Genomic DNA, 23969 nt, shown 5'->3' with positions numbered 1-23969 from the left:
AGCGTCGCAGCGTTTGGGCCAAGGACCCGACGCAGGACATGATGACGACGCAGTCTTGTGGAAACCTTTTGGAAGGCTGAAAGGTGGCTGCGCGGTCTTCCGCTCGTCGTTCTGGCGCAGATCGGTGGACGAACGGCCTTTGCGACCGGATAAAGAGAGCACGTTTGCGACCATCCGATGTGGTCGCCACTGGATTCCGGCCTGCGCCGGAATGACGCGCAAAAGCCGCGCTGCGTTTGAGGCGTGCGGCCTTATCGGGGTGCTGCAGCCATGCGGATACGGACCAGCAATCCGCGCCCCAGCGGCGATTCGAGCAGCTCGATGGAAGCATCGTGCAGCTCGATCGCGCGCTGCACGATGCTTAAGCCCAGGCCATAGCCGCGCGTGGCGCTTTCCACCTCGCGATGGAAGCGCTGAAAGACGGCTTGTCGCCGGTCGGGCGGAATGCCGGGGCCGTTGTCGCAGATGTCGACGATCGCCTGGTTGCCTTCGCGTCGCAGGGAAACGTCCACCTGGCCTGCGGTTTCCGTGTAGCGCAGGGCGTTCTCGATCAGGTTGCGGAACATGGCGGTGAGCGCCACCTCGTGGCCGAGCACCACGACCATGTCGTCGTGCGCTAGGCTGAGTTCGATGTCTTTCTCAGCGATGAGCGGCGCCAGCTCCTCGATCACTTCGGTGGCGATCCGCGCCAGATCCATCGGCGTGCGCTGCTGCGAGGCGGCACCGGCTTCGAGTCGAGCCATGGCCAGGATCTGCTCGATGCGCCGCCCCAGTCGCGCCATGCTTTGCTGCGCGTGGCGGACGGTGAATTCGACCTCGGTGGGGTCGTCGGCGATCATCGCGCTTTCGAGGTGGATCATGGTGGCGGCCAGCGGCGTGCGCAGTTCGTGCGCCACGTCGGTGGCGAAGCGATGCTCGCGATCGAGCGCGTCTTCCAGGCGTTCCAGTTGTTGATTGAGCGCCACGATCAGCGGCTTGATCTCGCCGGGCGCGACATCGGCAGGCATCGGCTTGCGGCTGCCCGGCGTGCGGCGGTCGAGCATCTCGGTGAGCACGGCAACGGGGCGCAGGCCGCGTTTCACCGCGAGGCTCACCAGCAGCGCAAGCAAGGGCAGGCCGATCAGCAGCGGCAGCGTGTGTTCGATCACGAGCCCGCGCGCGATGTCCACGCGGTTGCTGGAACTCTCGCCGATGCGGATCACCAGGTTGGCGCGGTTCTGCAGGGTGAACGTGCGCCACAGCTTGCCTTCGCGTTGGATGTCGCGAAAGCCGCGTTCTTCGCTGGTGGGTGGCGGCAGGTCGGCGAAATTGGAGGTGGCGGCGATCAGTTCGCCTTGCGGATCGTAGGCCTGGAAGCCGACCTCGGGCTCGTAGTTGCGCGGATGCACCGAGACCACCACGCCGTGGTGATGGCTGTCGACGCTCTGCGTGATGGAAGGCAGATCCGCATCGCCGCGCATCGGCAGCTGACCGTGGGCGATCAAGGTGCCCAGCGTGCGGCCGGCCTGGGCGAGTCGCCCGTCGAGCAACTCGTTCATCTCGCGCAATTCGCGGCGATAGCTGATCCAGCCAAGCGGAATCAGCACGGCAACCATCACGGCGATGATCAGCCAGGTCAGTCGCGTGCGAAGACTGGCGGGATGGGCGCCTGTGGTCATGATGGCGACTTCACTGCGGCTCGCGCGGAATCATGTAGCCGATGCCGCGCACGGTGTGGATCACCTCCGGACTCAGCTTGCGGCGCAACCAGTGCACCTGCACCTCGATGGCGTTGCGTTCCACCACGGTGTCCAGGCCGTACACGGAGTTCTCCAGCGCTTCGCGGCGCACGATGCGTCCGGCGCGTTCCATCAATACGCGGAGCAGGGCGAACTCGCGACGCGTGAGCGTGACGCGTTCGCCGCGAAATTCGACCTCGGCCGTGGCCAGATTGAGGCGCAGGCCGCCGACTTCCACGAGGTTGTCGGCCAGGCCCGCCGTGCGACGGGTGAGCGAGCGGATGCGCGCGGCAAGTTCGCCCAGATGGAACGGCTTCACGAGATAGTCGTCGGCACCCAGGTCCAACCCGCGGATGCGCATCTCCAGCGCGTCGCGTGCGGTCATCACGAGTACGGGTGTCTTCACGCCCGAGCGGCGGGCTTCGGCGAGCACTTCCAGGCCGTCCTTGCCGGGCAGGCCAAGATCGAGCAGCACCAGATCCACGGGATCGCCACGCAATGCCTCCATCGCCTCGCGCCCGTCACGCAGCCAGGTCACCGCGTACGACTGGTGCTCGAGCGCGTGCTTGATCGCACCGCCCAGCTCGGCATCGTCTTCGACCAGCAGAATATGCATGCCATGGCACCCGTATCGGACTTGGCGTAGGCATCGACCATACGATGCCCTGCCGCATGATCCGTCATCTACCTTTTGCGGATCTTTTGCCCGTTCTCGCGGATCGAGCGGGTGTCACGTTGGCAAGCGCGGTGAGTCGCGTCAATGGGAGAGACAAAAAGGAAGACGGCGGGCCTGCTCGCCCGCCGTCTTCCTTCCTGTTCGGCACCCTGGGGATGGCGCCGTCAAAAGCGTGAAGAGGGTGTGTTCAAGGAGTCTTGGCGAGGGCAGCCTGCACGATGGCTTCGCGCAACTGCGTCTGGTTGAGGGCGACGCCCTGGGATTGGTCGATGGCCACGGCCTTGATCGACTGCGGTTTGAGCATCAGGTGACGCTGCGTTTCCCAACCGTTCGCCAGTTGCTGGGCGCGTGCATAGTCCGCCGGAGAGTTTCCAACGAAACCAATCACGGCGTAGCCGTTCATGTCGACCGTATAGCTTTCGACGGCGGCGTGGGCGGCACCGATACATGCGAAACCAAATGCAGCCACGACAGCGGGAAGAATCATGCGCTTCATGGTGAGGCCTCCTAACGGGGAGTGGTCCGGGGGAGGTTCAACGTTAGGTCCGCAGCGTTCGCCAAGCTTGAGGAACTTGCGCGAAACACTGAGGAATTTATGAGGTTTTGCGAGCTTCACCGCACGTCATAGGCCACTAGTAACAGTGTGATGCAGCGAAATGGCAGGAAAGCACCGCTTGCGTGTGACGAGTGGCGTGCCGTCACCGAGGAACCACATGTCGACGCGATGACACGCGTGCATCGCGGCATGCACGCATCATGTTCGCGGACGCACCAGAAACACATCGCCGATGTGCTCGCGATGTCGATACGACCACATCATGAAAGAGCGCGCGCAAAAACATCCGTGATGATCGCGTCATCGTCGATCGAGTTGCTGCTCGGTGCTTTCGCGTGACTGACGCTTGCGCCATCAGCGCGATGGTCGTTGCCAATGCAACCGTCGTGCGCTCATGCAATGGAGTGCGCCTATGCAACGGAGTGCGCGCTCCATGCTGTCGCAAACGTCGTGCGAGGCGCGATCAAGCCGCGGTCTTGTCCTTGTAGCGACACAGATCGCGGATCACGCATTGTGGACAATCGGGTTTGCGCGCCTTGCACACGTAGCGACCATGCAGGATCAGCCAGTGGTGAGCGTCCTGCTTGAATTCGGCGGGCACCACTTTCTCCAGCTTGTCTTCCACCGCGCGCACGTCCTTGCCAGGCGCAAGGCCGGTGCGATTGGAAACACGGAAGATGTGCGTATCCACCGCAATGGTGGGCTGCCCGAAGGCCGTGTTGAGCACCACGTTCGCCGTCTTGCGCCCCACGCCGGGCAGAGCCTCCAGCGCCTCGCGCGTGCGTGGCACATCACCGTCGTACTGTTCCACGAGAATGCGCGACAGGGCGATCACGTTCTTCGCCTTGCCGTTGAACAGGCCGATCGTGCTGATGTACTGCTTGAGCTTCTCCTCGCCCAGGTCGAGGATCGCCCGTGGCGTGTTGGCGACGGGATAGAGCTTCTTCGTCGCCTTGTTCACGCCCACGTCGGTGGCTTGTGCCGAAAGCACGACGGCAACGAGCAGTTCGAACGGCGTGGTGTAGGTGAGTTCGGTGGTGGGATGCGGATCGAGTTCGCGCAGGCGGGTGAACAGCTCGACGACGTCGGCTTTCTTCACTGGGGCTTTCCTTGCTGTTTGGCCTTGGCCCGGGCGAGTGCGGCCAGCACCGGGTTGGTTGGCGTGGCCGTGGCGGCCACTTCCGCCTTGCGTGCGGCCAGCTCGGCGTCGCGCCGCGCGTGCTCCCGCGCGAGTCGTGCCTCTCGGCGCTGGAAGTGTGCACGCGATGCATCGGCATGCAACGGATCATTCACCTGCGCCAACGGCATCGGCTCGAGCACGATGCAGTCGACCGGGCAGGCCGGCACGCACAGTTCGCAACCGGTGCAGTCGTCGCTCATCACCGTGTGCATGACCTTCGACGCGCCCACGATGGCGTCCACTGGACACACCTGGATGCATTTGGTGCAACCGATGCAATCGGCCTCGACGATGCGCGCAAGCGTGCGCGGCTTTTCGATGCCGTGCTCCGGATCAAGCGGCAGCACGGGAACGTCGAGCAATGCCGCGAGCCTCGCAATGCCTGCGGCACCGCCGGGCGGACACTGGTTGATCTTCGCCTCGCCGCCGGCAATCGCCTCCGCATACGGCCGGCAGCCGTGGTAACCGCATTGCTCGCATTGCGTCTGCGGCAGCAGGGCGTCGATGCGGTCGCTGAGGGAGAGTGGAGCGAAAGTCATGGGCGTAGTTTAAGCAGCGACGACGCAAAGCGCGAAACCGTGAGCGGCGCTCCAGCGGCCAATGGCCTGCCAACACGCCTGAGGCTTGGCCTGAAGCAGAAGATGCGGACCATCGATCCATGCGACAGTGGCTTGGGGCACGGTCGACATGACGGCGTGGACGGCGCGCCCGCTCAACAAGCGCTCTCGGCCAGCCTGCAGCAGAAGAATCGGTGCAGCCACGTTTTTGAGGGCCGCCCTGACATCCAGATCAACCAGCATCGCCAAACGTCGCTTGAGCATGACGCTTTCGACCTCGCCAAGCGTGCTCGAGAGTTCTTCAATGAGCGAAGCAGCGGCATCACTGCCCATGCAATAGTGGCGTAGAAGCAGCGGCTCGCGCTTGGCGTATTCGATTAGCGAGGAAGGGCAGTAGTGCGCCAGAGCGACCAGCGGATGAGGCGTGGTGGCAAAGCTCGCACACAATACGAGACCGGCAAGTCGTGGCCCCAGCCTCGCGGCGAGAAGAATGGCGACGGGACCGGAAAACGACTCGGCAACCAGCACCACGCGATCCAGCGCGGCGACCTGATGCACTACGTGCTCCACATAGCTATCCAGCCTCGTGGGCACCGAGGCTGGGTAGTTAACGCACAAAAAGGGAGCGTCGAATTGCCAGTGTGAAGTCAGCGACGAGAACATTCTGCCCGTGCCGTCTAGCCCGGGCATCAGTACCCACGTTAGGTCACTGACGGGCGGCACTCAGCGAACAGTGGCGCCGGGCTGCGCGCCCTGGTCGGCGTCGAGCAGGAACAGGTCGCTGCCGCCGTCGCCGGCCGAGAGGATCATGCCTTCGGACAGGCCGAAGCGCATCTTGCGCGGCGCGAGGTTGGCGATGAACACCACCTTGCGGCCCACCAGTTTTTCGGGCTCGCCGTAGGCAGCGCGGATGCCGGAGAAGATCTGGCGCGTGCCCAGCGGGCCGGCGTCCAGTTCGAAGCGCAGCAGCTTGTCGGAGCCGTCCACGAATTCGCACGCCGTGACCTTGCCGATGCGCAGGTCGAGCTTGGCGAAATCGTCGATGCTGATCACGGCGGGTTCGGTGGCGGCGGTCGGGGTGCTGGTTTCGGTCATGGGCTTGGCGTGTTCTTTGGTTTTCTTGGGGGCGGGTTTGGTTTCGGTGGGCGCCAGAGAGTCTTTGGACGCTTCCACCATGGCCTCGACCTGCTTGGGATCGATGCGGCCGAGCAGCGGCTCGAACGCGTTGATGGTGTGGTTGTGCAGTTCGGCGCGTGCGTCGTCGAAGCCGTTGATCGGCGCGGCAAGGAAACGCTCGGCGGCTTCCACCGTGGCCGGTACCACCGGCTTCAGCAAGCCGGCGAGCAGGCGGAACGCGGCCAGCGCGAAGGAGCACACCTGGTGCAGTTCCGCGCGGCGCGCTTCGTCCTTGGCCATGGCCCACGGCGCCTTGGCGGCGATGTAGCCATTGACCATGTCGGCCATGGTCACGAAGCGGCGCGCCACTTCGGCGAACTCACCGGTGTTGTACAGCGCGGGGACATCGCCATAGAGCGACAGCAGTTCGCGCCACAGTTCCTGTTCTTCCGCGCTGAAGGCGGGAGCGAGACGACCGTCGAAATACTTGTGCACGAAGCCGGCGGTGCGGCTGGCGATGTTCACCCACTTGCCGACCAGGTGAGAGTTGACGCGTTCCTCGAAGGTCTTGAGGTCGAGGTCCACGTCCACCGGTGCATCGCTCAGCATGGTGGTGAAGTAGTAGCGCAGGAATTCCGGATGCAGGCCGGCATCGAGATACGTGCGCGCCTTGATGAAGGTGCCACGCGATTTGGACATCTTCGCGCCGTTGACGGTGAGGTAACCGTTGACGTGCAGCGCCGTCGGCGTGCGGAAGTTCGCGCCGTGAAGCATCGCCGGCCAGAACAGGCCGTGGAAATTGATGATGTCCTTGCCGATGAAGTGGTGCATCTCGGCGCGGCTGTCGGCTGCGAGGAAATCCTCGAACTTCAGATCGGTGCGATCGCACAGCGCCTTGAAGCTGGCGAGATAACCCACGGGTGCGTCCAGCCACACGTAGAAGAACTTGCCCGGCTCGTCGGGAATGGGGAAGCCGAAGTAGGGCGCATCGCGCGAGATGTCCCAATCCTTCAGGCCGCCATCCAGCCACTCGCGCAGCTTCGCCGTCACGCCGCTGTTGGCCACCGGCTGGCCGTGGGTGAACTTGCCGGCGAACCAGTCGCGCAACAGTTGTTCGAACTTGCCCAGTTCGAAGAAGAAGTGTTCCGAGTCGCGCAGCACGGGCGTGGCGCCGGACATCACCGAGTACGGGTTGATCAGGTCGGTGGGCGCGTAGGTGGCGCCGCAGTTCTCGCAGTTGTCGCCGTACTGGTCGGGCGTCTTGCAGTTGGGGCAGGTGCCCTTGATGTAGCGATCGGGCAGGAACATGTCCTTTTCCGGATCGAACAACTGCTGGATGCTGCGACGTGCAATGAAGCCACCGTCGCGCAGGCGTGTGTAGATTAGCGAGGCGAGTTCGCGGTTCTCTTCCGAATGGGTGGAGTGGTAATGGTCGAACGCCACGCCAAAGGCCGCGAAGTCGGCTTCATGGCCAACGCGGATGCCTTCGATATAGGTTTCCGGCGACAGGCCGGCCTTTTCGGCGGCCAGCATGATGGGCGTGCCGTGGGCGTCGTCCGCGCATACGTAGATGGCCTCGTTGCCCTGCATCCGCTGCGCGCGTACCCAGACGTCGGCCTGGATGTAGCCCAGCAGGTGGCCGAGATGGAGCGGGCCATTGGCATAGGGCAGCGCGTTGGTGACGAGGAGGCGTCGGCTCATGGGCGGCAAACTTAGGGAGTGGGTCAGGCATTATGACACGCGGCTCCCCAGGCACCGCATCACGGCCGTTTGGACGCCCGTTGCCAGAGCGCGATGCCTGCGGCGACCACGGCCGCGGGCAGCCACACCCAGCACAGCTCCGACGCGATCACGTGCAGGCCGCGTTCGCTGAAGAAGCGCGCGCCGATGGGCGAGACGGCAATAGGGTGGAGGGGCGCGAACCAGCGGGCATCCGTGAGCGGCCAGGCGAGCGCGACGCCGAGTCCGCCATCGGTGCAGGCATCGAGCAGGGGATGCGATAGCGTGGACAATCCCACGAAAAGAGCAGCTACGCGACGCGTGCTGGCCAACCATCGATGGCTCAGCGCAGCCAGCGTCGCGAGCAGGGCGGCGAAAGCGAGGGAATGCGTGGCGCCTCGATGTCCGAACGCATCGGCATAGGGAATGTGCAGCCGGAAGGCGAGCACGTCCATATCAGGCAACATGGCGGCGATGGCGCCGGCCGCGAGCAGTTGGCCGCTGACGGTGCGTCGGCCAAGGGCGGCGCCGATCATCAACGGGACCGCGGCGTGGGTGAAGATGGTGGTCATGGGGCAATCCTTGCTCCGAAGCTGCTTCAGCCTGTCACGTAAAAAGGGAAGGCGTGTGGCGAAACGCAGCGTTTGCTGGCCATCGCGAACGCCTGTTGCACGTTTTTGCACATTTCAATACATTTGTACTTGTTCTCCTGATCAAGAGGCACGCCCTTGAATGCCATTGCCGACCGTTCGGATGGTTCGTCTGCCGTTGACGTCCGGGCGGCCCGGCGGGCCACGCGCCTGATCTTCCTGGTCTCCGGCATCGGCATGTCCGCATGGGCGCCCATGGTGCCGTATGCCAAGGCGCGACTGAGCCTGGATGACGCGCAGCTCGGCCTGGCGCTGCTCGCCTTCGGCGGCGGTTCGATGCTGTCCATGCCGTTCGTGGGCTGGCTGGCGCACAAGCTGGGCAACCGCACGCTCATCGTCGCCTCGGGCCTGCTGATGTGCGTGGCGCTGCCCGTGCTCGCGATGGCTTCCAGCACCGCGATGCTCATCGCGGTGCTGCTTTACTTCGGCGTGGTGCTGGGCGCGGTGGACGTGGCCATGAATGCGCACGCGGTGGACGTGGAACGGCTGGATGGCGGTCGCCTCATGTCGGGCTTCCATGGCCTGTTCAGCGTGGGAGGCCTGACGGGTGCGGCCTTGATGAGCGCGTTGCTGGCCGTTGGCGTGCCGCTGACTTTTGCCGCCACCGTGATGGCACTCGTCCTGGCGGTGATGGTGATGTGGTTGCGCAGCGATCTGCTCGATGACGCGCCCACGGCCGATACCCCGCGCAAGGAACCGCTGAGCATGCCGCACGCGCTGGCGTGGCTTCTTGGCTTGTTGTGCTTCGTGAGCTTTCTCGCCGAAGGCGCCATGCTCGACTGGAGCGCGGTGTTCCTGCGCGATTTCCGCGGTTTGTCGGAGGCGTCCGCAGGCTTCGGTTATGCGTTCTTCTCCGCGGCCATGGTGCTGGGGCGTCTTACCGGTGATCGTTTCGTGGGTCGCTACGGCCCTGTGTTCGCCATGCGCATTGGCGCGGCATTGGCGGCGGCAGGTTTCCTGCTGGTGGCCTGCGTGTCGGGCGCGGTGATGTCGCTGGTGGGCTTCGTGCTTATCGGCCTGGGCGCGTCCAACATCGTGCCGGTCATGTTCAGCGCGGCAGGGCGCTTGCCCAACACGCCGCCGGCCATCGCCATCGCCACGGTGACCACGCTCGGTTACGTGGGCCTGCTCAGTGGCCCGGCACTGATCGGCCTGGTGGCGCACGTGAGCAACCTGCCGATGGCCTTTGCCGGCGTGGCTGGCCTGCTGGTGTTGGTGTCGTTTTCCGCCAGGATCGTGAAGTGATGAACCAAGCCGTCGACACCGTGATCTTCGACCTGGGCAACGTGCTGATTGCCTGGGACCCGCGCCGGCTCTACCGGCAACTGATCGATGACGAAGCGCAGCTGGAATGGTTCCTGCGCGACGTCTGCAACAGCGCATGGAACGAGCAGCAGGATGCGGGCCGTTCGTGGACGGAAGCCACGGCGCTATTGCGCGGCAAGTTTCCCGAACACGCCGAACTCATCGACGCCTACCATCTGCGCTGGGAAGAAACCCTGGTCGGCGCGATGGAGGAAAGCGTCGCGCTGCTGGCCGAACTTCGCGCGCGTGGCGTGCGGCTGCTGGCGCTCACCAACTGGTCGCAGGAAACCTTTCCCATTGCGCGTGAGCGCTTCGAATTCCTGCAGTGGTTCGAAGGCATCGTGGTATCCGGCGAGGAGCGCCTGATCAAGCCCGATCCGCGTATCTACCAGCGATTGCTGGAGCGCTACGCGGTCGATCCGTCGAAAGCGCTTTACATCGACGACTCGGCGCGCAACGTGGCCGCCGCCGAGGCGCTGGGCATGCATGGTTGGTGGTTCCGTGGTGCGGACGGCCTGCGCCAGCGGCTGGTCGAACTGGCACTGCTGGACTCGTCCGCCCGAGAGGCATCGCATGGTTAAGTCATCCGTTTCCAACGTGGACAGCAACGCGCTGCCGGAAGAACGCCAGCAACGCATTCTGGAGCGCCTGCGCGCGGAAGGGCGCGTGGTGGCGGCGGAGCTCGCGCTCGCCTTCGAGGTATCGGAAGACTCCATTCGCCGCGACCTGCGCGAGCTGGCGGCGCTGGGATTGTGCAAACGTGTCTACGGCGGCGCGCTATTGCCTGCCGTCACGCTCACGCCGCTGAAGCAGCGACGCGGCGAACACTCGGCGCGCAAGGAAGCGCTCGCACGCAAGGCGGCCAGTCTGGTGCAGACCGGGCAAACGCTGTTGATCGATGCGGGCAGCACCAACGCCGCCATTGCCGCGGCTTTGCCACGCGACGCGCGACTCACCGTGATCACCAATGCGCCGCATATCGCCCAGGTGCTGCTTGATCGCGAAGGTTTCGACGTGCTGCTCATCGGCGGACGCATCGATACCACCATTGGCGGCGCCACCGGCGCGCAGGCGGTGGATCAGGTGCGCCGCGTGCGCGCGGACCTGTGCTTTCCCGGCGCCTGCGCCATCGATGCGGCTCATGGCCTGTGGGGCTTCGACAGCGAGGAATCGCTGTTCAAGCGCGCGATGATCGAAGCGAGCGATGAAACCGTGGTCGTGGCCACGGACGACAAACTTGGCGCTGTGGCTGCCCATCAGGTGGCCGAGCTGGCGCGTGTGCAGCATCTGGTGGTGGAGCATTCGGCCGACAAGGCGACCCGTGCGGCGTTTACGGCGCGTGGCATGGCGGTGCATCGGGCCGAAGCCACGGCAAGCTGAGGAATTACTTCTGAGGGAGCGCACTGCTGCGCTCCCTCGAGACCAGCGCCGTGCTTACGGCTGGCGCTGCCACTCCTGGCTGCGACCGAGCAGGGAGAAGCCGATGTAGCCTCGCACGGTGAGCTTGCTGCCATCTTCGCTGGGCTGCAGCTTCACCTTGTAGACCTTGCCGGTCTTGGGATCGAGGATTTTGCCGCCGTCCCAGATGTCGCCGTCCTTGTGTACGCCCCACATGATGTTCATGCCCTCGATCGGCTTGTCCTTGCGTTCGCCGTCGCAGTTCTTGCAGGTCGGGTGCGGGCCTTCATCGGACTGCAGCACTTCCACCACGGTGGCCTTCAGTTCGCCGCCTTCGTCGGTAATCTTCACGATGGACTTGGGCTTGCCGGTTTCATCGTCGATGGTCTTCCAGGTGCCGACCGGCGTGACCTCGGCGGCAAACGCGGCGCTGGTACCCAGCAGCAGTCCAGCGACGACGGCGATGCGAAGCAATGACTTCATGGATGATCCCTCCCGTACGAAAGCGTATGTTCGGAGCCTGACCGACCTGCCGCGAGGGCGTCAAGTTGCACTGCGAAAGCGCCGTACGCGGCTCGCGGCGCTGGACTGGCATAATGGGTAATCCCCACGACATTCCGCAGATCCCGATATGACGCAGGCGAGTGAAGCGCTGGTCCGCCGTATTCTTGGCGACCTTGTTGATTCCCATACTGGCGCGCCGCTGGCCGATGCTGTGCGCGCCGTTGGCGTGGACGGCGATCGCGTGTCGGTGGACATCCAGCTGGGTTATCCGGCCAGGAGCGTGGCCGATGCGCTGGCGGCGCGCGTGAAGCAGGCGCTGGAAGCCGATCCGGCCATTGCTGTCGCGACGGTGTCGATCGGCACGCGCGTGCACTCGCACAAGGTGCAGGGCACGCTGGCGCCGCAGCCGGGCGTGAAAAACGTCATCGTGGTCGCTTCGGGCAAGGGCGGCGTGGGCAAGTCCACGGTGTCGGCCAACCTTGCACTGGCGCTGGCCGCTGAAGGCGCCAAGGTGGGCGTGCTCGATGCGGACATCTACGGCCCCAGCCAGCCGCGCATGCTCGGCGCCAGCGGCAAGCCGCAGTCGCCGGACGGCAAGTCGATCCTGCCGCTGGAAGCGCACGGTCTGCAGGTGATGTCGATCGGTTTCCTGATCGAAGAGGAAACCCCGATGATCTGGCGCGGCCCGATGGTCACCCAGGCCATGATGCAGATGCTCAACGACAGCCGCTGGGAACAGCTCGATTACCTCATCATCGACCTGCCGCCGGGCACCGGCGATATCCAGCTCACGCTGTCGCAGAAGGTGCCGGTGGCTGGCGCCGTCATCGTGACCACGCCGCAGGACATCGCGCTGCTCGATGCACGCAAGGCGCTGAAGATGTTCGAGAAGGTCGAAGTGCCGGTGCTCGGCGTGGTGGAGAACATGGCCACGCACGTGTGCTCGAACTGCGGCCACGAGGAACACATCTTCGGCGAAGGCGGCGGTGCGCGCATGGCCGAGCAGTACAACGTGGCGTACCTGGGTTCGTTGCCGCTGGATATCCGCATTCGCGAACAGGCGGACGGCGGCACGCCGACCGTAGCGGCGATACCGGAGTCGGACCTGGCCGCGCGGTATCGCGAGATCGCACGCAATGCGGCGGGGCGGTTGTCGCGGATGCCGCGGAACAAGTCATTGGGGTTGGGCAAGATCATGGTGCAGGGGGCGCCGTAGGAGGCGTTTCTGTGGCCGGCTGATTTTGGCATCGCTCAGTTGTCGCGTTGCCGCGACCTAGCTCGCCTGCGGGTTGCGGGGTTTTTCGACGGGACATCTTTGTCCTGTCGAAAAACTGGCCGCATCCCTGCGGCCACCCTACGGGCTTTCCCTTCGCGCGCCCGCCCGCCGCTGTCATACGAGGACCCGTAGAGCCAAGAACAAAGCGCGAATTAGCTGCGCTTTCGCGAGCACCCGCCCCTCACCACCGTAAAGGTGGCAATGCCCCGACCCTCTCCCACAAGGGGAGAGGGAGAAGTGCGGTGCACGGAGATGGCGTGGAGATCGACAGCAAGCAACGGCTGATGCGAAGCGAGGCTCCGCTTTAAGTCCTCAGCGATTCGGGCGCGTTGCGCAGCGCTACGGAGTACCCGCTGTATGGCCTCCCATGGGTGTTCCGCGCCAACCGTCCTCGAGTGTTCGGGCTTATCCCAGCACGATGCTGCGAGCCCTTGCTCTGAAGGCCATTTTCTTTGGGTTACTTTTCTTTTGGGCCAACAAAAGAAAAGTGACTCGAGCGGCGGCAGCCGATCGAAACGCCCGCCGCGCAGGCGGCCCGGTCGCGGCAGCGCCACAAAGGCGCGATCAGACGTTATCGCGGGAACCCGAAACCGAGGCGCTGGATGACCAGCCATTCGGCTGTTGTAAAGCGCCTCCGGCCTTCGCCGGAATGACGAGCAAAGGCCAGCGCCTCGGGCCCCCGCCCGCTTTTGGGGTGCGCCAGAATGATGAGCAGAAGCGCCTAAAGCCCCCGATTCCAGGACAACCGGCTGGCCCCCAGCCCACAACCACCCCCGGCCCCCTACAAGACAGCAAAGCGAACCCCAAACCCCGTCTCATCCAGCCTCGACTGGCGGCCACCCCTCACTTTCCGCTATTTTCCCATCCTTTACGCCGTCCGGCGCGACACAGCAGTCCTTCGGGAGCCCGAGTGAGCATCAAATCCGACAAGTGGATCCGCCGCATGGCCGAGTCGCACGGCATGATCGAGCCGTTCGAGCCGGGCCAGATCAAGACGCGCAACGACACCAAGCTGGTCTCGTACGGCACGTCCAGCTACGGCTACGACGTGCGCTGCGCGCGCGAGTTCAAGATCTTCACCAACATCAATTCCACCATCGTCGATCCGAAGGCGTTCGATCCCACCAGCTTCGTCGACGTGGAAGCGGACGTGTGCATCATTCCGCCCAACTCGTTCGCGCTGGCGCGCACGGTCGAATACTTCCGCATTCCGCGCAGCGTGCTCACCATCTGCCTGGGCAAGAGCACGTACGCGCGCTGCGGCATCATCGTCAACGTGACGCCGCTGGAGCCGGAGTGGGAAGGCCACGTGACGCTGGAGTTCTCCAACACCACGCCGCTGCCCGCGAAGATCTACGCCAACGAAGGCGTGGCCCAGATGCTGTTTCTCGAATCCGACGAGGAATGCGAGACCAGCTACAAGGATCGCGGCGGCAAATACCAGGGGCAGCAGGGCGTTACGCTCCCGCGCACCTGAAGGCGCCGTTCGCAATCCCTTGCGACTGGCGTCACATTCACCTGAATGGTTGCCTTCCGGCCTCGGTGCATGAGACCGGGGCGGCGCTAAACTCCTTTCGTTCACTTCGATGCATTGCAGGAGATCCCGCATGACCCGTTTTTCCACGCTGCTGACCCGCGCCGGCGCAGCCATCCTGCTGGGCAGCATGCTGGTGCTGGCCGGCTGCCACCGCGGTAGCGCCAAGGATGAAGTGCGCACCTCGGACATGAAGAGCCAGTTCGATGCGGTGATCCAGGCCTACAAGAGCGGCCAGTTCATCGTTGACGGCGCCGTGCTGTCGGCACTCGATACCGGCAGCCACTTCGCCTATCTGAAGGACCAGGGCAAGCTGCCCAAGACGGTCCTGCTCGAACCCAGCGACGACTCGAAGGTTCGCAAGCAGCACCTGCAGTACATGGCGCGCCTGCAGATCGACTACGGCTTCACCGTATACTACGACGACGGTGGCACGCTGAAGAAGATCAGTGTGGTCGATACCAAGGCACGCGATCTGGAAGACTACAAGGCACCGCCGAAGGCGGCCGACGCTCCGCCGCCGACGCAGCAGCACTACTGATCGATCGTTTCGAGAAAAGCCCGCGCATGCCGCGGGCTTTTTTTATGACTCGGTCGTGGTCAACGCCACGCGCAAGCGTTCGCGCAGCAAAGCCAGCGCGTGCTCGTCATAGGGCAGCGCGGCACCGCTGCCCCAGACCGGGCCAGGCCACGCGGCGTCGCCTTCGCGGCGTCCCACCACATGCACATGCAACTGGCGCACGATGTTGCCCAGCGCGCCGAGGTTGAGCTTGTCGAACGGCGCAAGCGAACGAAGCGCCTGCGATGCATGGCTCACTTCGCGCCACAGCATGGTTTGCTGCTCGATGGGAAGGTCGCAGATCTCCACCATGCCGGCTACGCGCGGAACCAACACCAGCCAGGGAAACCGCGCATCGTTCATCAGCAGCACATCGCACAACTCCAGCGAGGCGACGTGGCGCGTGTCGTTCCGCAGGCGGGCGTCGAGCGCGAACGATGCGTCGCTCATGCGCCCTGCGCCAGATGCTTGTCGAAAAAGGCCAGCGTGCGCTGGTAGGCGAGCGTCGCGCTGGCTTCGTCGTATTGCGGGCCCACGTCGCGGTTGAAGGCGTGGTTGGCGGGATAGGTGAAGACGTCCATTTGCGGCAGCATGTCGCGATGCTTCTGCACGGCTTCGGGCGGAATGGACTTGTCCATCTCGCCGAAGTGGAACATCACCGGCGCCTTGGGCTTCTCGCCCAGGAAAGGCACGTTGCGTGCACCGTAGTAACTGACCGACGGCAGGCCCAGGCGCAGCGCTGCCAGCAAGGCCACCGTGCCACCCCAGCAATAACCCACGGTGCCGATGCGTCCGGCCGAGCTGATGGCCTCCGCGGCGCTCGCCACGTCTTCCACGGCGCGCTCCAGGCCCAGTTCGGTGACCAGCTCACGACCGCGTTGCATGCCTTCGTCGTCGTACTTCAGCTCAACGCCGGTCTCCAGATGGTCGAAGAACGCCGGGGCAATCGCCGTGTAGCCGGCCCGCGCGAAGCCGTCCGCCACGTGACGGATGTGCTCGGTGACGCCGAAGATCTCCTGGATCACCACGATGCCGCCCTTGGGTTTCCCCTCCGGCTGGGCGAGATAGGCGCCGATGCACTGCATGCGCGTGGTGTTGAGGTTGATGGTCTGGCCCATGGCTGGCGTTCCTGCGGCGGCAAAACGCCATTTTAGCCATTCAGGAAGTCAAGTCGGTGTGGCGGCCGGGTGTGCGATACAATCGCCCGTTTTCCGCATAGTTACGGTCCCCACGCCATGTCGCAGGTTTCGCCCAAAGTCGGTTTCGTCAGCCTTGGCTGCCCCAAGGCGCTGGTGGACTCCGAGCGCATCCTCACGCAGCTCAAGGTCGAGGGCTACGAGATCGTGCCCAGCTACGGCGCGGCCGATGCCGTGGTGGTGAACACCTGCGGCTTCATCGATGCAGCCGTGCAGGAATCGCTGGATGCCATTGGCGAAGCGCTGCACGAGAACGGCAAGGTGATCGTGACCGGCTGCCTGGGCAAGCGCTCGGAGTTGATCCGCGAGGCTTACCCGGACGTGCTCGCCATCACCGGCCCGCAGGACTATGCGAGCGTGATGCAGGCCGTGCATTCGGCGCTGCCGCCCAAGCGCAATCCGCTGCTCGACATCATTCCGGATACCGGCGTGAAGTTGACGCCGAAGCACTACGCCTACCTGAAGATTTCCGAAGGCTGCAATCACCGCTGCAGCTTCTGCATCATCCCGTCGATGCGCGGCGACCTGGTGTCGCGTCCGGTCGACGAAGTGCTGCTGGAAGCCGAGCGTCTGGTGAAGGGCGGCGTGAAGGAACTGCTGGTGATCTCGCAGGACACCAGCGCCTACGGCGTGGACGTGAAGTACGCCGAACGCCAGTGGCGCGACAAGAGCTACCGCACGCGCATGACGGAACTGTGCGAAGGCCTGTCGGAACTGGGCGTGTGGACGCGCCTGCACTACGTCTACCCGTACCCGCACGTGGACGAAGTGATGCCGTTGATGGCGGAAGGGAAGATCCTTCCGTACCTCGACATCCCGTTCCAGCACGCCAGCCCGCGCATCCTCAAGCTGATGAAGCGCCCCGGCAATATCGACAAGACGCTGGAGCGCATCCGCAACTGGCGCAAGCTCGTGCCCGACCTCACCATCCGCAGCACCTTTATCGTCGGCTTCCCCGGCGAGACGGATGCGGAGTTCAACGAGCTGCTCGACTTCCTGCGTGAAGCCGAACTCGACCGCGTCGGCGCGTTCGCCTATTCGCCGGTGGACGGTGCGAAGGCCAACGAGTTGCCGGGCGCCGTGTCCGAGGAATTGAAGGAAGATCGCCTCGAACAATTCATGGCAGTGCAGGCGGAAATCTCCGCGGCCAAGCTGCAGCGCAAGATCGGTCGCACCATGAAGGTGCTGGTCGACGAGGCTGGCGCCGACGGGGCCGTCGCACGCTCGGCGGCCGATGCGCCGGAAATCGACGGCGTGGTGCATGTCGCCAACGGCCAGTTGCTCAAGGCGGGCCAGTTCGTGGACGTGGTGATCGAAGACGCCGACGAGCACGACCTGCACGCGCGCCTGGCCGGCTGATCGCGGTGGCGTGATGCGCTACATCGCGCCGTCTCGCGAAAGCGTCGATCCGGTGGTTTTCTCGCGCTGGCCGCTGAGCGGCTGGTGCGAACATGGTGCCTGGATCCAGGGCACGCACTGGCCTTCCATCGACGAACTCAATGCCGCCAGGCCTGCCGGTCAGCGCGAACGTTTCGTCGCGCAGACGCAGGCCTTGCTGGACGACGGCCTGCACTACGAGCAGCGCATCGCCGAACGCGGTGACATCGCCACGCGCGAGGCGAACTGGCACGACCTGTTCAACGCCATGGCCTGGCTGCGTTATCCCTCGCTCAAGCGCGCGCTCAATGCGCAGCAGATGGTCGAGATTGCAAGCATGGGTACACGCGAACGATCGCGCGCCCAGTACGCCATGACGCATTTCGACGAAGCTGGCGTGATCGTGCAGCTGCGGGATCGTTCGCTGCTCGATCTCTGGGATGCACACGACTGGTACGGCCTGTTCTGGCGCGAACGAAAGGCGTGGCTGGACGGGCGGGCCGCCATCCATGTCTTTGGCCATGCCTTGCTCGAACATGCCTTGACCCCGGCCAAGCTGCTGGTCGGCAAGGCGTTGGTGTTCGTCGGCTCCGGCGAGGAGGGTGACATCATCGCGGCCTGTGCCGATGGCATCGCCTCCGGACGCCTGCTGCGCGACCCCTTGGACCTGCGCCCCTTGCCGTTGTCTGGCCTGCCGGGATGGCATGCCCGGAGCGACTCCGAGCCGTTCCACCAGCAAGCCGCGTGCTACCAGCCGCGCCGCGAAGGGCGTGCGTATCCGCCGCCTGTCGCGCTTTGATCTTCACCGTTACGCCACTGCAACAAATTGCGGCGGCGTGGCAATCGCGCTACAAGGAATGCAGCGGGGCTGGGGAGCGGGCATGGAAAAGGCTTGTCGAGTGCGCCGTGATCAGGGGCATGGGTGGTGGTTACGGGCCGTGTGGATGGCCTGCCTGCTGGTGCCTGCCGTTTCGATCCGCGCCGACGAAGTGGTGAAGGGCGGAACTGATCCGGCGATCCATTTCGGCATCCTTCCCATCGGCAGCGCCGCCGAATCGCGCGAGCAATGGCGCCCGTTGCTGGAAGACCTGGAGCACAAGCTCGGTCACACCGTCACCACCGTTTCGGTCAGCAGCTACGCGGGTCTCTCCGGTGCCATCGGCGACCAGCGTGTCGACATTGCCTTTCTCTCCGGCCGGCTCGCGATCGAGGCGGTGGAACATCAGCACATGAGCGTGGTGGCGCAGTTCGTGCGCGACGACGGCGCCAAGGGCAACACGGCCATGCTCATTGTGCGCGCCGACAGCCCCATTCATTCGCTCAAGGACATGCTCGCCAAGCCAGGGCGCTGGCGCTATGCGCGCGGCGAAACCTTGTCGGTCACCGGTTATGTCGCGCCGGAAGCCGAAGTGTTCGCGCCCAAGGGACTCAACTCCGATACGTTCTTCGCCAACGTGCGCGTGGGCAATCACCAGAACAACGCGCTTGCCGTGGCCAACGGCGAAGTGGACGTTGCGACCTGCAACAACCCCGACCTGGATCTGTTTCGCCGCAATTTCCCTGCGGAGGCCACGCAGTTGCGCGTGATCTGGCGGTCCACGCTGATTCCTTCCGGCGTGCTGGTCGTGCGCAATGGCATGGCCGAACCCTTGCGCGGCCAGCTCATCGATTTCATGCGCAGCTACGGGCAGGCACCTGGCGCGGCGGGTGAACGCGAGCGCACGAATCTGGCGCGCATTCCCGATCTCGCCGGCTTCGCCAAGGCCGACAACAGTGTGCTGCGCCCCTTCATCGACCTGGAATTCCGCCTGATGCGCGAACAGGTCGAGCACGGCCGCTGGGTGAACGATCAGGCCAAGACGACGCGGCTCAAGCAGATCGACGTGGATTACCAGCACGCGTTGAAGCAACTTCTGCAGAACTGAGATGTCATTGAAGCACCCGATGTCGGGGTGATGCCTTGCCAGCCCTGCTGGTTCTTCCGGAGATTTCCATGCCTGTTCTTGATCGTGTCCTGTCCGCGTGCCGCATGGCCGTGATTGCCCTGGTGCTCGGCGCCGTGCCGCTGGTGCATGCACAGATGTCGCCCGCCTCGTTGCCGGATGCGGACAAGCAGCAGATCAAGAAATACACGCTCACTGACGATGTGTTCGGCCGCCTCGCCGCTGCCACGCGCGAAGCGCGCGCCACCGGCATTCCGCCGCAGGCGGAGCCCGATGCCAGCAAGGTGCACAGCCTGGACGATCTGGCCAACCAGGCGATGTCGGCGGACCCGCGCATTCCGGCCCTGGTCAAGAAATATGGTTTCACGCCGCGCGAATTCATGCTGGCCAATATCGCGCTGATGAATGCGGTGATGGCCGTGCAGGCGCGAAACGATCCCGCGCTGTCCGGCAACCTCAACCAGGTATGGATCAACCCTGACAACATCCGCTTCGTCGAGTCGCATCAGTCCGACGTGCAGGCGCTGCTGCGGGGGCAGTGAGAGCCCGTGGCGGTCAGTAGCTGACCGCCACGATCGCGAAGCGCGTGCGGCCGCTGGGCAGCTCCGCTTCGAATTCGTCATCCAGTCGTTTCTTCAGCACCGCGCGAGCCAGCGGCGAATCGATGCTGATCCAGCCCTGCCGAGCGTCGGTTTCGTCGGGACCCACGATGCGATACAGCACACTTTCGCCGGTATCGACGTTTTCCAGCTCGATGCTCGCGCCGAAGAACACCATCGCCTGATCCGCCGGCGCGCCTTCGGCCACCTTGAGCGACGGAATACGCTTGCTCAGGTAGCGCACGCGGCGATCGATCTCGCCAAGCTGCTTCTTGCGATAGGTGTACTCGGCGTTCTCCGAGCGGTCGCCCTCGGCCGCGGCGGCGGCCAGTGCCTTTACCACTTCCGGGCGCAGCGTATGCCACAGGTGATCCAGTTCGGCCTTGAGCTTCTCGAAGCCTTCGCGAGTGATGATGGCGGTGGAAGAAGGCGAGGGTGGGCGCCAGCGACTCATGCGTGGATCATTCCGTTGCGTTGCTCGTGCTGTCGATGTTAGCCGGCTTGCGTGCGCAGCGGTGGCGGGAGCGGCATCCGTGCGCTCCCGCTGCGCGTTTTACGGCGTATTGATGAGCGTGACCATGTCGCTCACGCTCATCGGTCCAAAGGCGACCGTATCGGTATGCGAGGCGATGAACTGGCGGAATTCGATCGACGACTTGGCACCCGTGGTGAGCCCCTTGGCTTTCGCCGCATCGTCTTCCTTCTTCTGCTGTGCAGCGCTGAGCTCGGGGGCGATGGCGACGTAGTCCCACGAATCGCCCTGGAAATGCGCGTACCACTGCGCGCGCGGCAGGCCCAGCTGCTTGTCGATGGCGTCGCGATCGGCCATCCATTTGAGAAAGGCTTCGTGCTTGCCGGGAGCGACGCGATAAAGGGAAATGACCGCGCGAGGCGGCTCCTTGGCGGCCGATGTGCTTTGGGCAAAAGCGACGGGTGTCGCCAGCATCAGGCCGAGCCATACGAACTTGCCGATAACGTGACGCATGGAATTCTCCTCGTGCACCAGGGTGAGCCGGCTGGGTCGACGGCCGCGGAGCGCCGGAATCGCTCACGGACGGGGCGATGCACCAAAAGGAGATGGCGTGCGCACGCTACACCCGGCTTGGGGCAGGCCGCAACACGAAAAAACGCTAGTCCACGGCAGGTGTGTGCGGGATGCCAATGGCGCGTTGCAACTGCGACGCCTGGGCAACCAGCGTCGGATGCAGCGGGTGTTCCTTCCACGTGGCCGCGAGCTTGCCGAGCAGCACGGCGGCCTCGGCGTCCTGCCCGTGTCGTTCGGTCATCTGCTTGGCGGCGAGCAATCCGATGCGGGGACACTCGGGCGAGCGCGGCCAACGAGCGAGAAAGCCGCGGCACAGTTTCAGCGACAAGCGCGTCATGCCCGAGCTGGCGGCCAGCTCGGCAAGGATGGCGGCTTGCTCGGGCGAGTCGGGCAGGAACGTGCCATCGATCTCCACGCATTCCTGGGTCAAGGCGAGGGCGCGGCGCGCTTCGCCATGGGCCATCAACGCGGCGATCCACAGTTGCCCATGTTCGATCAGTCCTTCGTTGAGCCCTTCCTGCTTCAACAGTTGGCGATACGCCTGATGCAACGAGGTGGGAGCGCTGCGTCCCTGCATGCGTTCCACCAGCATGCCGATCGCTGCGCGGCGATCCACGGCGGCCGTTTCACGGACCACGACGAGCAGGCGCTCGTCCTCGTCCTGGCCGCTCTCGCGTATCAGTGCTTCGGCCTCGGGTTCCATGTCGAAGCGTTCGTGATGGCGATGGATCATCACGCCCATCAGGTGCAGGTTGAAGATGATCAGGTAGGTGTAGCCGAAGGCGAACAACGGCTGCGCGAGCGCATGGCCGATGCCCGGGCGCATCAGCGATGGCAGCATGATCAACACGCCGGTGGCGACGTTGATCACCACTGGGATGAAATAGCTCGCGCCCAGTCGGCCGATGACGGCTTGCCACTTGAACGGATTGAGGGCAGCGCCACCATCGCCGTCGAAAGCCAGCGACATGTCGATGGCCGGCAGCGTCAAGGCGAAGAACAGCAGCAGCGGCCATAGCATGGACGGATACAGCAGCGCGCACGCCACGCACAGTGCAACCACCAGCATGTGCACCAGCGTCAGCCATCGTCCGGCACCTGGGCTTTCCTCGACGCCGATATCGGGTGGTTCCGCAAAGCCGTTGGCGGTATGCACCAGGCACGTCGCGGCGTAACGCCAGCGCGCCAGCCAGAGCGCGAAACCGAAACCAAGGCCGACGAAGCTGGGCAGGATGGTCAGGCACTGGCCCAGGGCCAGCATCACGCAGACGGGGAGCGCGCCGCCGCGCAGCGGATAGGTCAGTCCGGCGGCAAAGCGTTCGGCGAGCGGCGTCTCGGGCGAAATGGTCTTGATGGGTGGCATGGCGACGTCGTCACGGCCCACGCGGATAACAGGCGATGAAGCCGTGGTTTTCCAGCCAGCCATGGCTGAAGCGGCGACAGAGGAACCGACCCATCGAGCCATTGGCAAAGAGCACCATGAGCACGACCAGCACGACGACCAGCATCATCGCCACCACGCGCACGTTCGACATCGTCAGCGCTTCCCGCCGAAGATGCCGCCCAGCACGCCGCGTACGATTTGCTGGCCCAGGCGCGAACCCGCGGCGCGCACGGCCGACTTGGCCATCGCCTCGATCATGCCCTGGCGACGGTTGGTGCCAAGCAGGATTTCCTTCGCGGCATCCGTCCAGCCGGCGCCTTGCTGAGTGGCCGCGCCTGCGGGCGCCTGCTTGGCGATCACCTGCGGATCGGCGGCTTTTTCCGCCGCGCGCTTGGCCAGGATTTCCGCGGCCGATTCGCGATTCACGGCCGTGTCGTACTTGCCGCCCACCGGTGAGCGTTGGCGCACCGTGGCGCGCTCCGTGTCGGTGATCGCGCCGATGCGTGCCGTGGGGGCGGTCACCATCACGCGCTCCACGGGCGAAGGCACGCCACCGTCGCGCAGCGTCGATGCCAATGCCTCGCCCACGGCAAGCTGCGTGATGGCTTCGCTCACGTTGATCTTCGGATTGGCCACGAAGGTTTCGGCAGCGGCGCGCACCGCTTTCTGGTCGCGTGGCGTGAACGCACGCAACGCATGCTGCACGCGGTTGCCGAGTTGGCCCAGGATGTTGCCAGGCACGTCGTCCGGGTTCTGCGAGCAGAAGTACACTCCCACGCCCTTGGAGCGGATCAGGCGCACCACCTGCTCCACGCGCTGCAGCAACGCCGGCGGCGCGTCGTCGAACAACAGGTGCGCCTCGTCGAAGAAGAACACCAGCTTCGGCTGATCGAGGTCGCCCACTTCGGGCAATTGTTCGAACAGTTCCGACAGCAGCCACAGCAGGAAGGTGGAATACAGGCGCGGCTTGAGGATGAGCTGGTCGGCCGCGAGCACGTTGATCACGCCGCGTCCGCTCATGTCCTGGCGCATCAGGTCGGCCAGCTCCAGCGCGGGCTCGCCGAAGAACTGGTCAGCGCCATCCTGTTCCAGCTTGAGCACCGCGCGCTGGATCGCGGCAATGCTCTGCGTGCTGATCAGGCCGTAATGCGTGGAGATGTCCTTGGCGTTTTCGCTGGCGAAGCCGAGCAGGGCGCGCAGGTCGGGCAGATCGAGCAACAGCCAGCCTTGGTCGTCGGCCACCTTGAAGATCACTTCGAGCACGCCTTCCTGCGTGTCGTTGAGTTCCAGGATGCGGCCGAGCAGCGTCGGGCCCATCTCGCTGATGGTGGCGCGCACGGGATGGCCGAGCCTGCCGTAGATGTCCCAGAAAATGACCGGGTTCGCCTGCGGCTTCCAGTCGTTGAGATGGAGCTTGTCCAGGCGTGCCTTGAGCTTCTCGCCCGGTTCGGCCGCGGCCATCGACAGGCCGGCCAGGTCGCCCTTGGCGTCGGCGAGGAAGCAGGGCACGCCGAGTTTCGAGAAGCCTTCGGCCAACACCATCAGCGAGACCGATTTGCCGGTGCCGGTGGCGCCCGCGATCATGCCGTGGCGATTGCCGTAGCGCGGGTCCAGGCTCACGCTGGTGTCGTCGTTGCGGCCGATCAGAATCTCAGTCATGGCGTTCCATCCGTTGGG

Annotated in this window: 26 protein-coding genes; 10 read left to right on the top strand and 16 right to left on the bottom strand. The window is 64.6% G+C overall.

Annotated elements, in window-relative coordinates:
• Nucleotides 1-251 precede the first annotated feature (251 nt).
• The 8 genes from ABIC75_RS04070 to ABIC75_RS04035 form a co-directional block, all read right to left on the bottom strand.
• Nucleotides 252-1658 (bottom strand): sensor histidine kinase, encoded by a 1407-nt coding sequence (locus ABIC75_RS04070; RefSeq protein WP_354012569.1) that lies wholly within the window; start codon nt 1656-1658, stop codon nt 252-254.
• Nucleotides 1659-1668: 10 nt separating this feature from the next.
• Nucleotides 1669-2334: a response regulator transcription factor gene (locus ABIC75_RS04065; RefSeq protein ID WP_354012568.1), complete on the bottom strand. Its 666-nt coding sequence runs from the start codon at nt 2332-2334 to the stop codon at nt 1669-1671.
• A 247-nt stretch (nt 2335-2581) separates the two neighbouring features.
• A complete protein-coding gene (locus tag ABIC75_RS04060) occupies nt 2582-2890 on the bottom strand; it encodes a hypothetical protein (protein ID WP_354012567.1) in 309 nt (102 codons plus the stop codon).
• A 523-nt stretch (nt 2891-3413) separates the two neighbouring features.
• A complete protein-coding gene (gene nth, locus ABIC75_RS04055; RefSeq protein ID WP_354012566.1) occupies nt 3414-4049 on the bottom strand; it encodes an endonuclease III in 636 nt (211 codons plus the stop codon).
• On the bottom strand, nt 4046-4669 hold the full coding sequence (locus tag ABIC75_RS04050; protein WP_354012565.1) for an RnfABCDGE type electron transport complex subunit B: 624 nt from the start codon (nt 4667-4669) through the stop codon (nt 4046-4048). Before ABIC75_RS04050 ends, nth begins: the two co-directional genes overlap by 4 nt.
• 9 nt (nt 4670-4678) lie before the next feature.
• On the bottom strand, nt 4679-5245 hold the full coding sequence (locus tag ABIC75_RS04045) for an alpha/beta fold hydrolase (protein WP_354012564.1): 567 nt from the start codon (nt 5243-5245) through the stop codon (nt 4679-4681).
• A gap of 165 nt (nt 5246-5410) precedes the next feature.
• The gene (gene metG, locus ABIC75_RS04040) at nt 5411-7504 is read right to left on the bottom strand and encodes a methionine--tRNA ligase (protein ID WP_354012563.1); all 2094 of its coding nucleotides are present in this window, start codon (nt 7502-7504) and stop codon (nt 5411-5413) included.
• Between the two features lie 59 nt (nt 7505-7563).
• Nucleotides 7564-8094 carry a metal-dependent hydrolase gene (locus tag ABIC75_RS04035; RefSeq protein ID WP_354012562.1) on the bottom strand — a complete coding sequence of 177 codons (531 nt, stop codon included), beginning with the start codon at nt 8092-8094 and terminating at the stop codon, nt 7564-7566.
• A 156-nt stretch (nt 8095-8250) separates the two neighbouring features.
• On the opposite strand from ABIC75_RS04035, the gene ABIC75_RS04030 reads away from it, so the two are divergent.
• From ABIC75_RS04030 to ABIC75_RS04020, 3 genes are read left to right on the top strand one after another with little or no spacing between them, the layout of a single operon-like run.
• On the top strand, nt 8251-9417 hold the full coding sequence (locus ABIC75_RS04030; RefSeq protein WP_354012561.1) for an MFS transporter: 1167 nt from the start codon (nt 8251-8253) through the stop codon (nt 9415-9417).
• A complete protein-coding gene (locus tag ABIC75_RS04025; RefSeq protein ID WP_354012560.1) occupies nt 9417-10058 on the top strand; it encodes an HAD family hydrolase in 642 nt (213 codons plus the stop codon). The genes ABIC75_RS04030 and ABIC75_RS04025 overlap by 1 nt, the downstream gene beginning before the upstream one ends.
• Nucleotides 10051-10857: a DeoR/GlpR family DNA-binding transcription regulator gene (locus ABIC75_RS04020; RefSeq protein WP_354012559.1), complete on the top strand. Its 807-nt coding sequence runs from the start codon at nt 10051-10053 to the stop codon at nt 10855-10857. The genes ABIC75_RS04025 and ABIC75_RS04020 overlap by 8 nt, the downstream gene beginning before the upstream one ends.
• A 54-nt stretch (nt 10858-10911) precedes the next feature.
• Here ABIC75_RS04020 and ABIC75_RS04015 read toward each other — a convergent pair whose 3' ends face one another.
• Nucleotides 10912-11358 carry a DUF2147 domain-containing protein gene (locus tag ABIC75_RS04015; RefSeq protein WP_354012558.1) on the bottom strand — a complete coding sequence of 149 codons (447 nt, stop codon included), beginning with the start codon at nt 11356-11358 and terminating at the stop codon, nt 10912-10914.
• Nucleotides 11359-11506: 148 nt separating this feature from the next.
• On the opposite strand from ABIC75_RS04015, the gene apbC reads away from it, so the two are divergent.
• The 3 genes from apbC (at nt 11507) to ABIC75_RS04000 (ending at nt 14730) form a co-directional block, all read left to right on the top strand.
• On the top strand, nt 11507-12595 hold the full coding sequence (gene apbC, locus ABIC75_RS04010; RefSeq protein WP_354012557.1) for an iron-sulfur cluster carrier protein ApbC: 1089 nt from the start codon (nt 11507-11509) through the stop codon (nt 12593-12595).
• Nucleotides 12596-13565: 970 nt separating this feature from the next.
• Entirely contained in the window at nt 13566-14132 is a 567-nt protein-coding gene (gene dcd / locus ABIC75_RS04005) for a dCTP deaminase (RefSeq protein WP_354012556.1), read from the top strand.
• Between the two features lie 130 nt (nt 14133-14262).
• The gene (locus ABIC75_RS04000) at nt 14263-14730 is read left to right on the top strand and encodes a hypothetical protein (protein WP_354012555.1); all 468 of its coding nucleotides are present in this window, start codon (nt 14263-14265) and stop codon (nt 14728-14730) included.
• A 42-nt stretch (nt 14731-14772) separates the two neighbouring features.
• Here ABIC75_RS04000 and ABIC75_RS03995 read toward each other — a convergent pair whose 3' ends face one another.
• Nucleotides 14773-15198, bottom strand: coding sequence for an HIT family protein (locus tag ABIC75_RS03995; RefSeq protein ID WP_354012554.1), 426 nt, complete (start codon nt 15196-15198; stop codon nt 14773-14775).
• Nucleotides 15195-15866, bottom strand: coding sequence for a dienelactone hydrolase family protein (locus ABIC75_RS03990; protein WP_354012553.1), 672 nt, complete (start codon nt 15864-15866; stop codon nt 15195-15197). The genes ABIC75_RS03995 and ABIC75_RS03990 overlap by 4 nt, the downstream gene beginning before the upstream one ends.
• Nucleotides 15867-15983: 117 nt before the next feature.
• Here ABIC75_RS03990 and rimO point away from each other — a divergent pair, with 117 nt between their 5' ends.
• From rimO to ABIC75_RS03970, 4 genes are all read left to right on the top strand, one after another.
• Nucleotides 15984-17303: a 30S ribosomal protein S12 methylthiotransferase RimO gene (rimO, locus tag ABIC75_RS03985; RefSeq protein ID WP_354012552.1), complete on the top strand. Its 1320-nt coding sequence runs from the start codon at nt 15984-15986 to the stop codon at nt 17301-17303.
• A 13-nt stretch (nt 17304-17316) separates the two neighbouring features.
• Nucleotides 17317-18120 carry a DUF3025 domain-containing protein gene (locus ABIC75_RS03980; protein WP_354012551.1) on the top strand — a complete coding sequence of 268 codons (804 nt, stop codon included), beginning with the start codon at nt 17317-17319 and terminating at the stop codon, nt 18118-18120.
• A 100-nt stretch (nt 18121-18220) separates the two neighbouring features.
• The gene (gene phnD / locus ABIC75_RS03975) at nt 18221-19246 is read left to right on the top strand and encodes a phosphate/phosphite/phosphonate ABC transporter substrate-binding protein (RefSeq protein WP_354012550.1); all 1026 of its coding nucleotides are present in this window, start codon (nt 18221-18223) and stop codon (nt 19244-19246) included.
• 68 nt (nt 19247-19314) lie between these two features.
• Nucleotides 19315-19806 carry a hypothetical protein gene (locus ABIC75_RS03970; RefSeq protein WP_354012549.1) on the top strand — a complete coding sequence of 164 codons (492 nt, stop codon included), beginning with the start codon at nt 19315-19317 and terminating at the stop codon, nt 19804-19806.
• Between the two features lie 13 nt (nt 19807-19819).
• On the opposite strand, the gene greB is transcribed toward ABIC75_RS03970, so the two are convergent.
• The 5 genes from greB to ABIC75_RS03945 form a co-directional block, all read right to left on the bottom strand.
• Nucleotides 19820-20317, bottom strand: coding sequence for a transcription elongation factor GreB (gene greB, locus ABIC75_RS03965; RefSeq protein ID WP_354012548.1), 498 nt, complete (start codon nt 20315-20317; stop codon nt 19820-19822).
• A 99-nt stretch (nt 20318-20416) separates the two neighbouring features.
• On the bottom strand, nt 20417-20848 hold the full coding sequence (locus ABIC75_RS03960) for a hypothetical protein (protein WP_354012547.1): 432 nt from the start codon (nt 20846-20848) through the stop codon (nt 20417-20419).
• A gap of 145 nt (nt 20849-20993) precedes the next feature.
• Nucleotides 20994-22271 carry a hypothetical protein gene (locus ABIC75_RS03955; protein WP_354012546.1) on the bottom strand — a complete coding sequence of 426 codons (1278 nt, stop codon included), beginning with the start codon at nt 22269-22271 and terminating at the stop codon, nt 20994-20996.
• A 10-nt stretch (nt 22272-22281) separates the two neighbouring features.
• Nucleotides 22282-22443, bottom strand: coding sequence for a hypothetical protein (locus tag ABIC75_RS03950; RefSeq protein ID WP_354012545.1), 162 nt, complete (start codon nt 22441-22443; stop codon nt 22282-22284).
• 2 nt (nt 22444-22445) lie between these two features.
• A complete protein-coding gene (locus ABIC75_RS03945) occupies nt 22446-23951 on the bottom strand; it encodes a helicase HerA-like domain-containing protein (protein WP_354012544.1) in 1506 nt (501 codons plus the stop codon).
• Between the last annotated feature and the right edge of the window lie 18 nt (nt 23952-23969).

Source organism: Dyella japonica (assembly GCF_040545895.1).
GTDB lineage: Bacteria > Pseudomonadota > Gammaproteobacteria > Xanthomonadales > Rhodanobacteraceae > Dyella > Dyella japonica_D.
Note: the sequence above shows the minus strand (reverse complement) of the source record. Positions and strands in the feature narration are given on the sequence as shown.

What these genes read in the sequence shown, in the direction of transcription:
- ABIC75_RS04020 (WP_354012559.1), top strand. Translation starts at nt 10,051, where the DNA reads ATGGTTAAGTCATCCGTTTCCAACGTGGACAGCAACGCGCTGCCGGAA.
- ABIC75_RS04065 (WP_354012568.1), bottom strand. Translation starts at nt 2,334, where the DNA reads ATGCATATTCTGCTGGTCGAAGACGATGCCGAGCTGGGCGGTGCGATC.
- ABIC75_RS04060 (WP_354012567.1), bottom strand. Translation starts at nt 2,890, where the DNA reads ATGAAGCGCATGATTCTTCCCGCTGTCGTGGCTGCATTTGGTTTCGCA.
- ABIC75_RS04015 (WP_354012558.1), bottom strand. Translation starts at nt 11,358, where the DNA reads ATGAAGTCATTGCTTCGCATCGCCGTCGTCGCTGGACTGCTGCTGGGT.
- ABIC75_RS03995 (WP_354012554.1), bottom strand. Translation starts at nt 15,198, where the DNA reads ATGAGCGACGCATCGTTCGCGCTCGACGCCCGCCTGCGGAACGACACG.
- ABIC75_RS03955 (WP_354012546.1), bottom strand. Translation starts at nt 22,271, where the DNA reads ATGCCACCCATCAAGACCATTTCGCCCGAGACGCCGCTCGCCGAACGC.
- ABIC75_RS03980 (WP_354012551.1), top strand. Translation starts at nt 17,317, where the DNA reads ATGCGCTACATCGCGCCGTCTCGCGAAAGCGTCGATCCGGTGGTTTTC.
- ABIC75_RS04000 (WP_354012555.1), top strand. Translation starts at nt 14,263, where the DNA reads ATGACCCGTTTTTCCACGCTGCTGACCCGCGCCGGCGCAGCCATCCTG.
- ABIC75_RS03945 (WP_354012544.1), bottom strand. Translation starts at nt 23,951, where the DNA reads ATGACTGAGATTCTGATCGGCCGCAACGACGACACCAGCGTGAGCCTG.
- ABIC75_RS03990 (WP_354012553.1), bottom strand. Translation starts at nt 15,866, where the DNA reads ATGGGCCAGACCATCAACCTCAACACCACGCGCATGCAGTGCATCGGC.
- ABIC75_RS03960 (WP_354012547.1), bottom strand. Translation starts at nt 20,848, where the DNA reads ATGCGTCACGTTATCGGCAAGTTCGTATGGCTCGGCCTGATGCTGGCG.
- greB (WP_354012548.1), bottom strand. Translation starts at nt 20,317, where the DNA reads ATGAGTCGCTGGCGCCCACCCTCGCCTTCTTCCACCGCCATCATCACT.
- ABIC75_RS03950 (WP_354012545.1), bottom strand. Translation starts at nt 22,443, where the DNA reads ATGTCGAACGTGCGCGTGGTGGCGATGATGCTGGTCGTCGTGCTGGTC.
- ABIC75_RS03970 (WP_354012549.1), top strand. Translation starts at nt 19,315, where the DNA reads ATGCCTGTTCTTGATCGTGTCCTGTCCGCGTGCCGCATGGCCGTGATT.
- rimO (WP_354012552.1), top strand. Translation starts at nt 15,984, where the DNA reads ATGTCGCAGGTTTCGCCCAAAGTCGGTTTCGTCAGCCTTGGCTGCCCC.
- ABIC75_RS04070 (WP_354012569.1), bottom strand. Translation starts at nt 1,658, where the DNA reads ATGACCACAGGCGCCCATCCCGCCAGTCTTCGCACGCGACTGACCTGG.
- ABIC75_RS04025 (WP_354012560.1), top strand. Translation starts at nt 9,417, where the DNA reads ATGAACCAAGCCGTCGACACCGTGATCTTCGACCTGGGCAACGTGCTG.
- ABIC75_RS04050 (WP_354012565.1), bottom strand. Translation starts at nt 4,669, where the DNA reads ATGACTTTCGCTCCACTCTCCCTCAGCGACCGCATCGACGCCCTGCTG.
- metG (WP_354012563.1), bottom strand. Translation starts at nt 7,504, where the DNA reads ATGAGCCGACGCCTCCTCGTCACCAACGCGCTGCCCTATGCCAATGGC.
- apbC (WP_354012557.1), top strand. Translation starts at nt 11,507, where the DNA reads ATGACGCAGGCGAGTGAAGCGCTGGTCCGCCGTATTCTTGGCGACCTT.
- ABIC75_RS04035 (WP_354012562.1), bottom strand. Translation starts at nt 8,094, where the DNA reads ATGACCACCATCTTCACCCACGCCGCGGTCCCGTTGATGATCGGCGCC.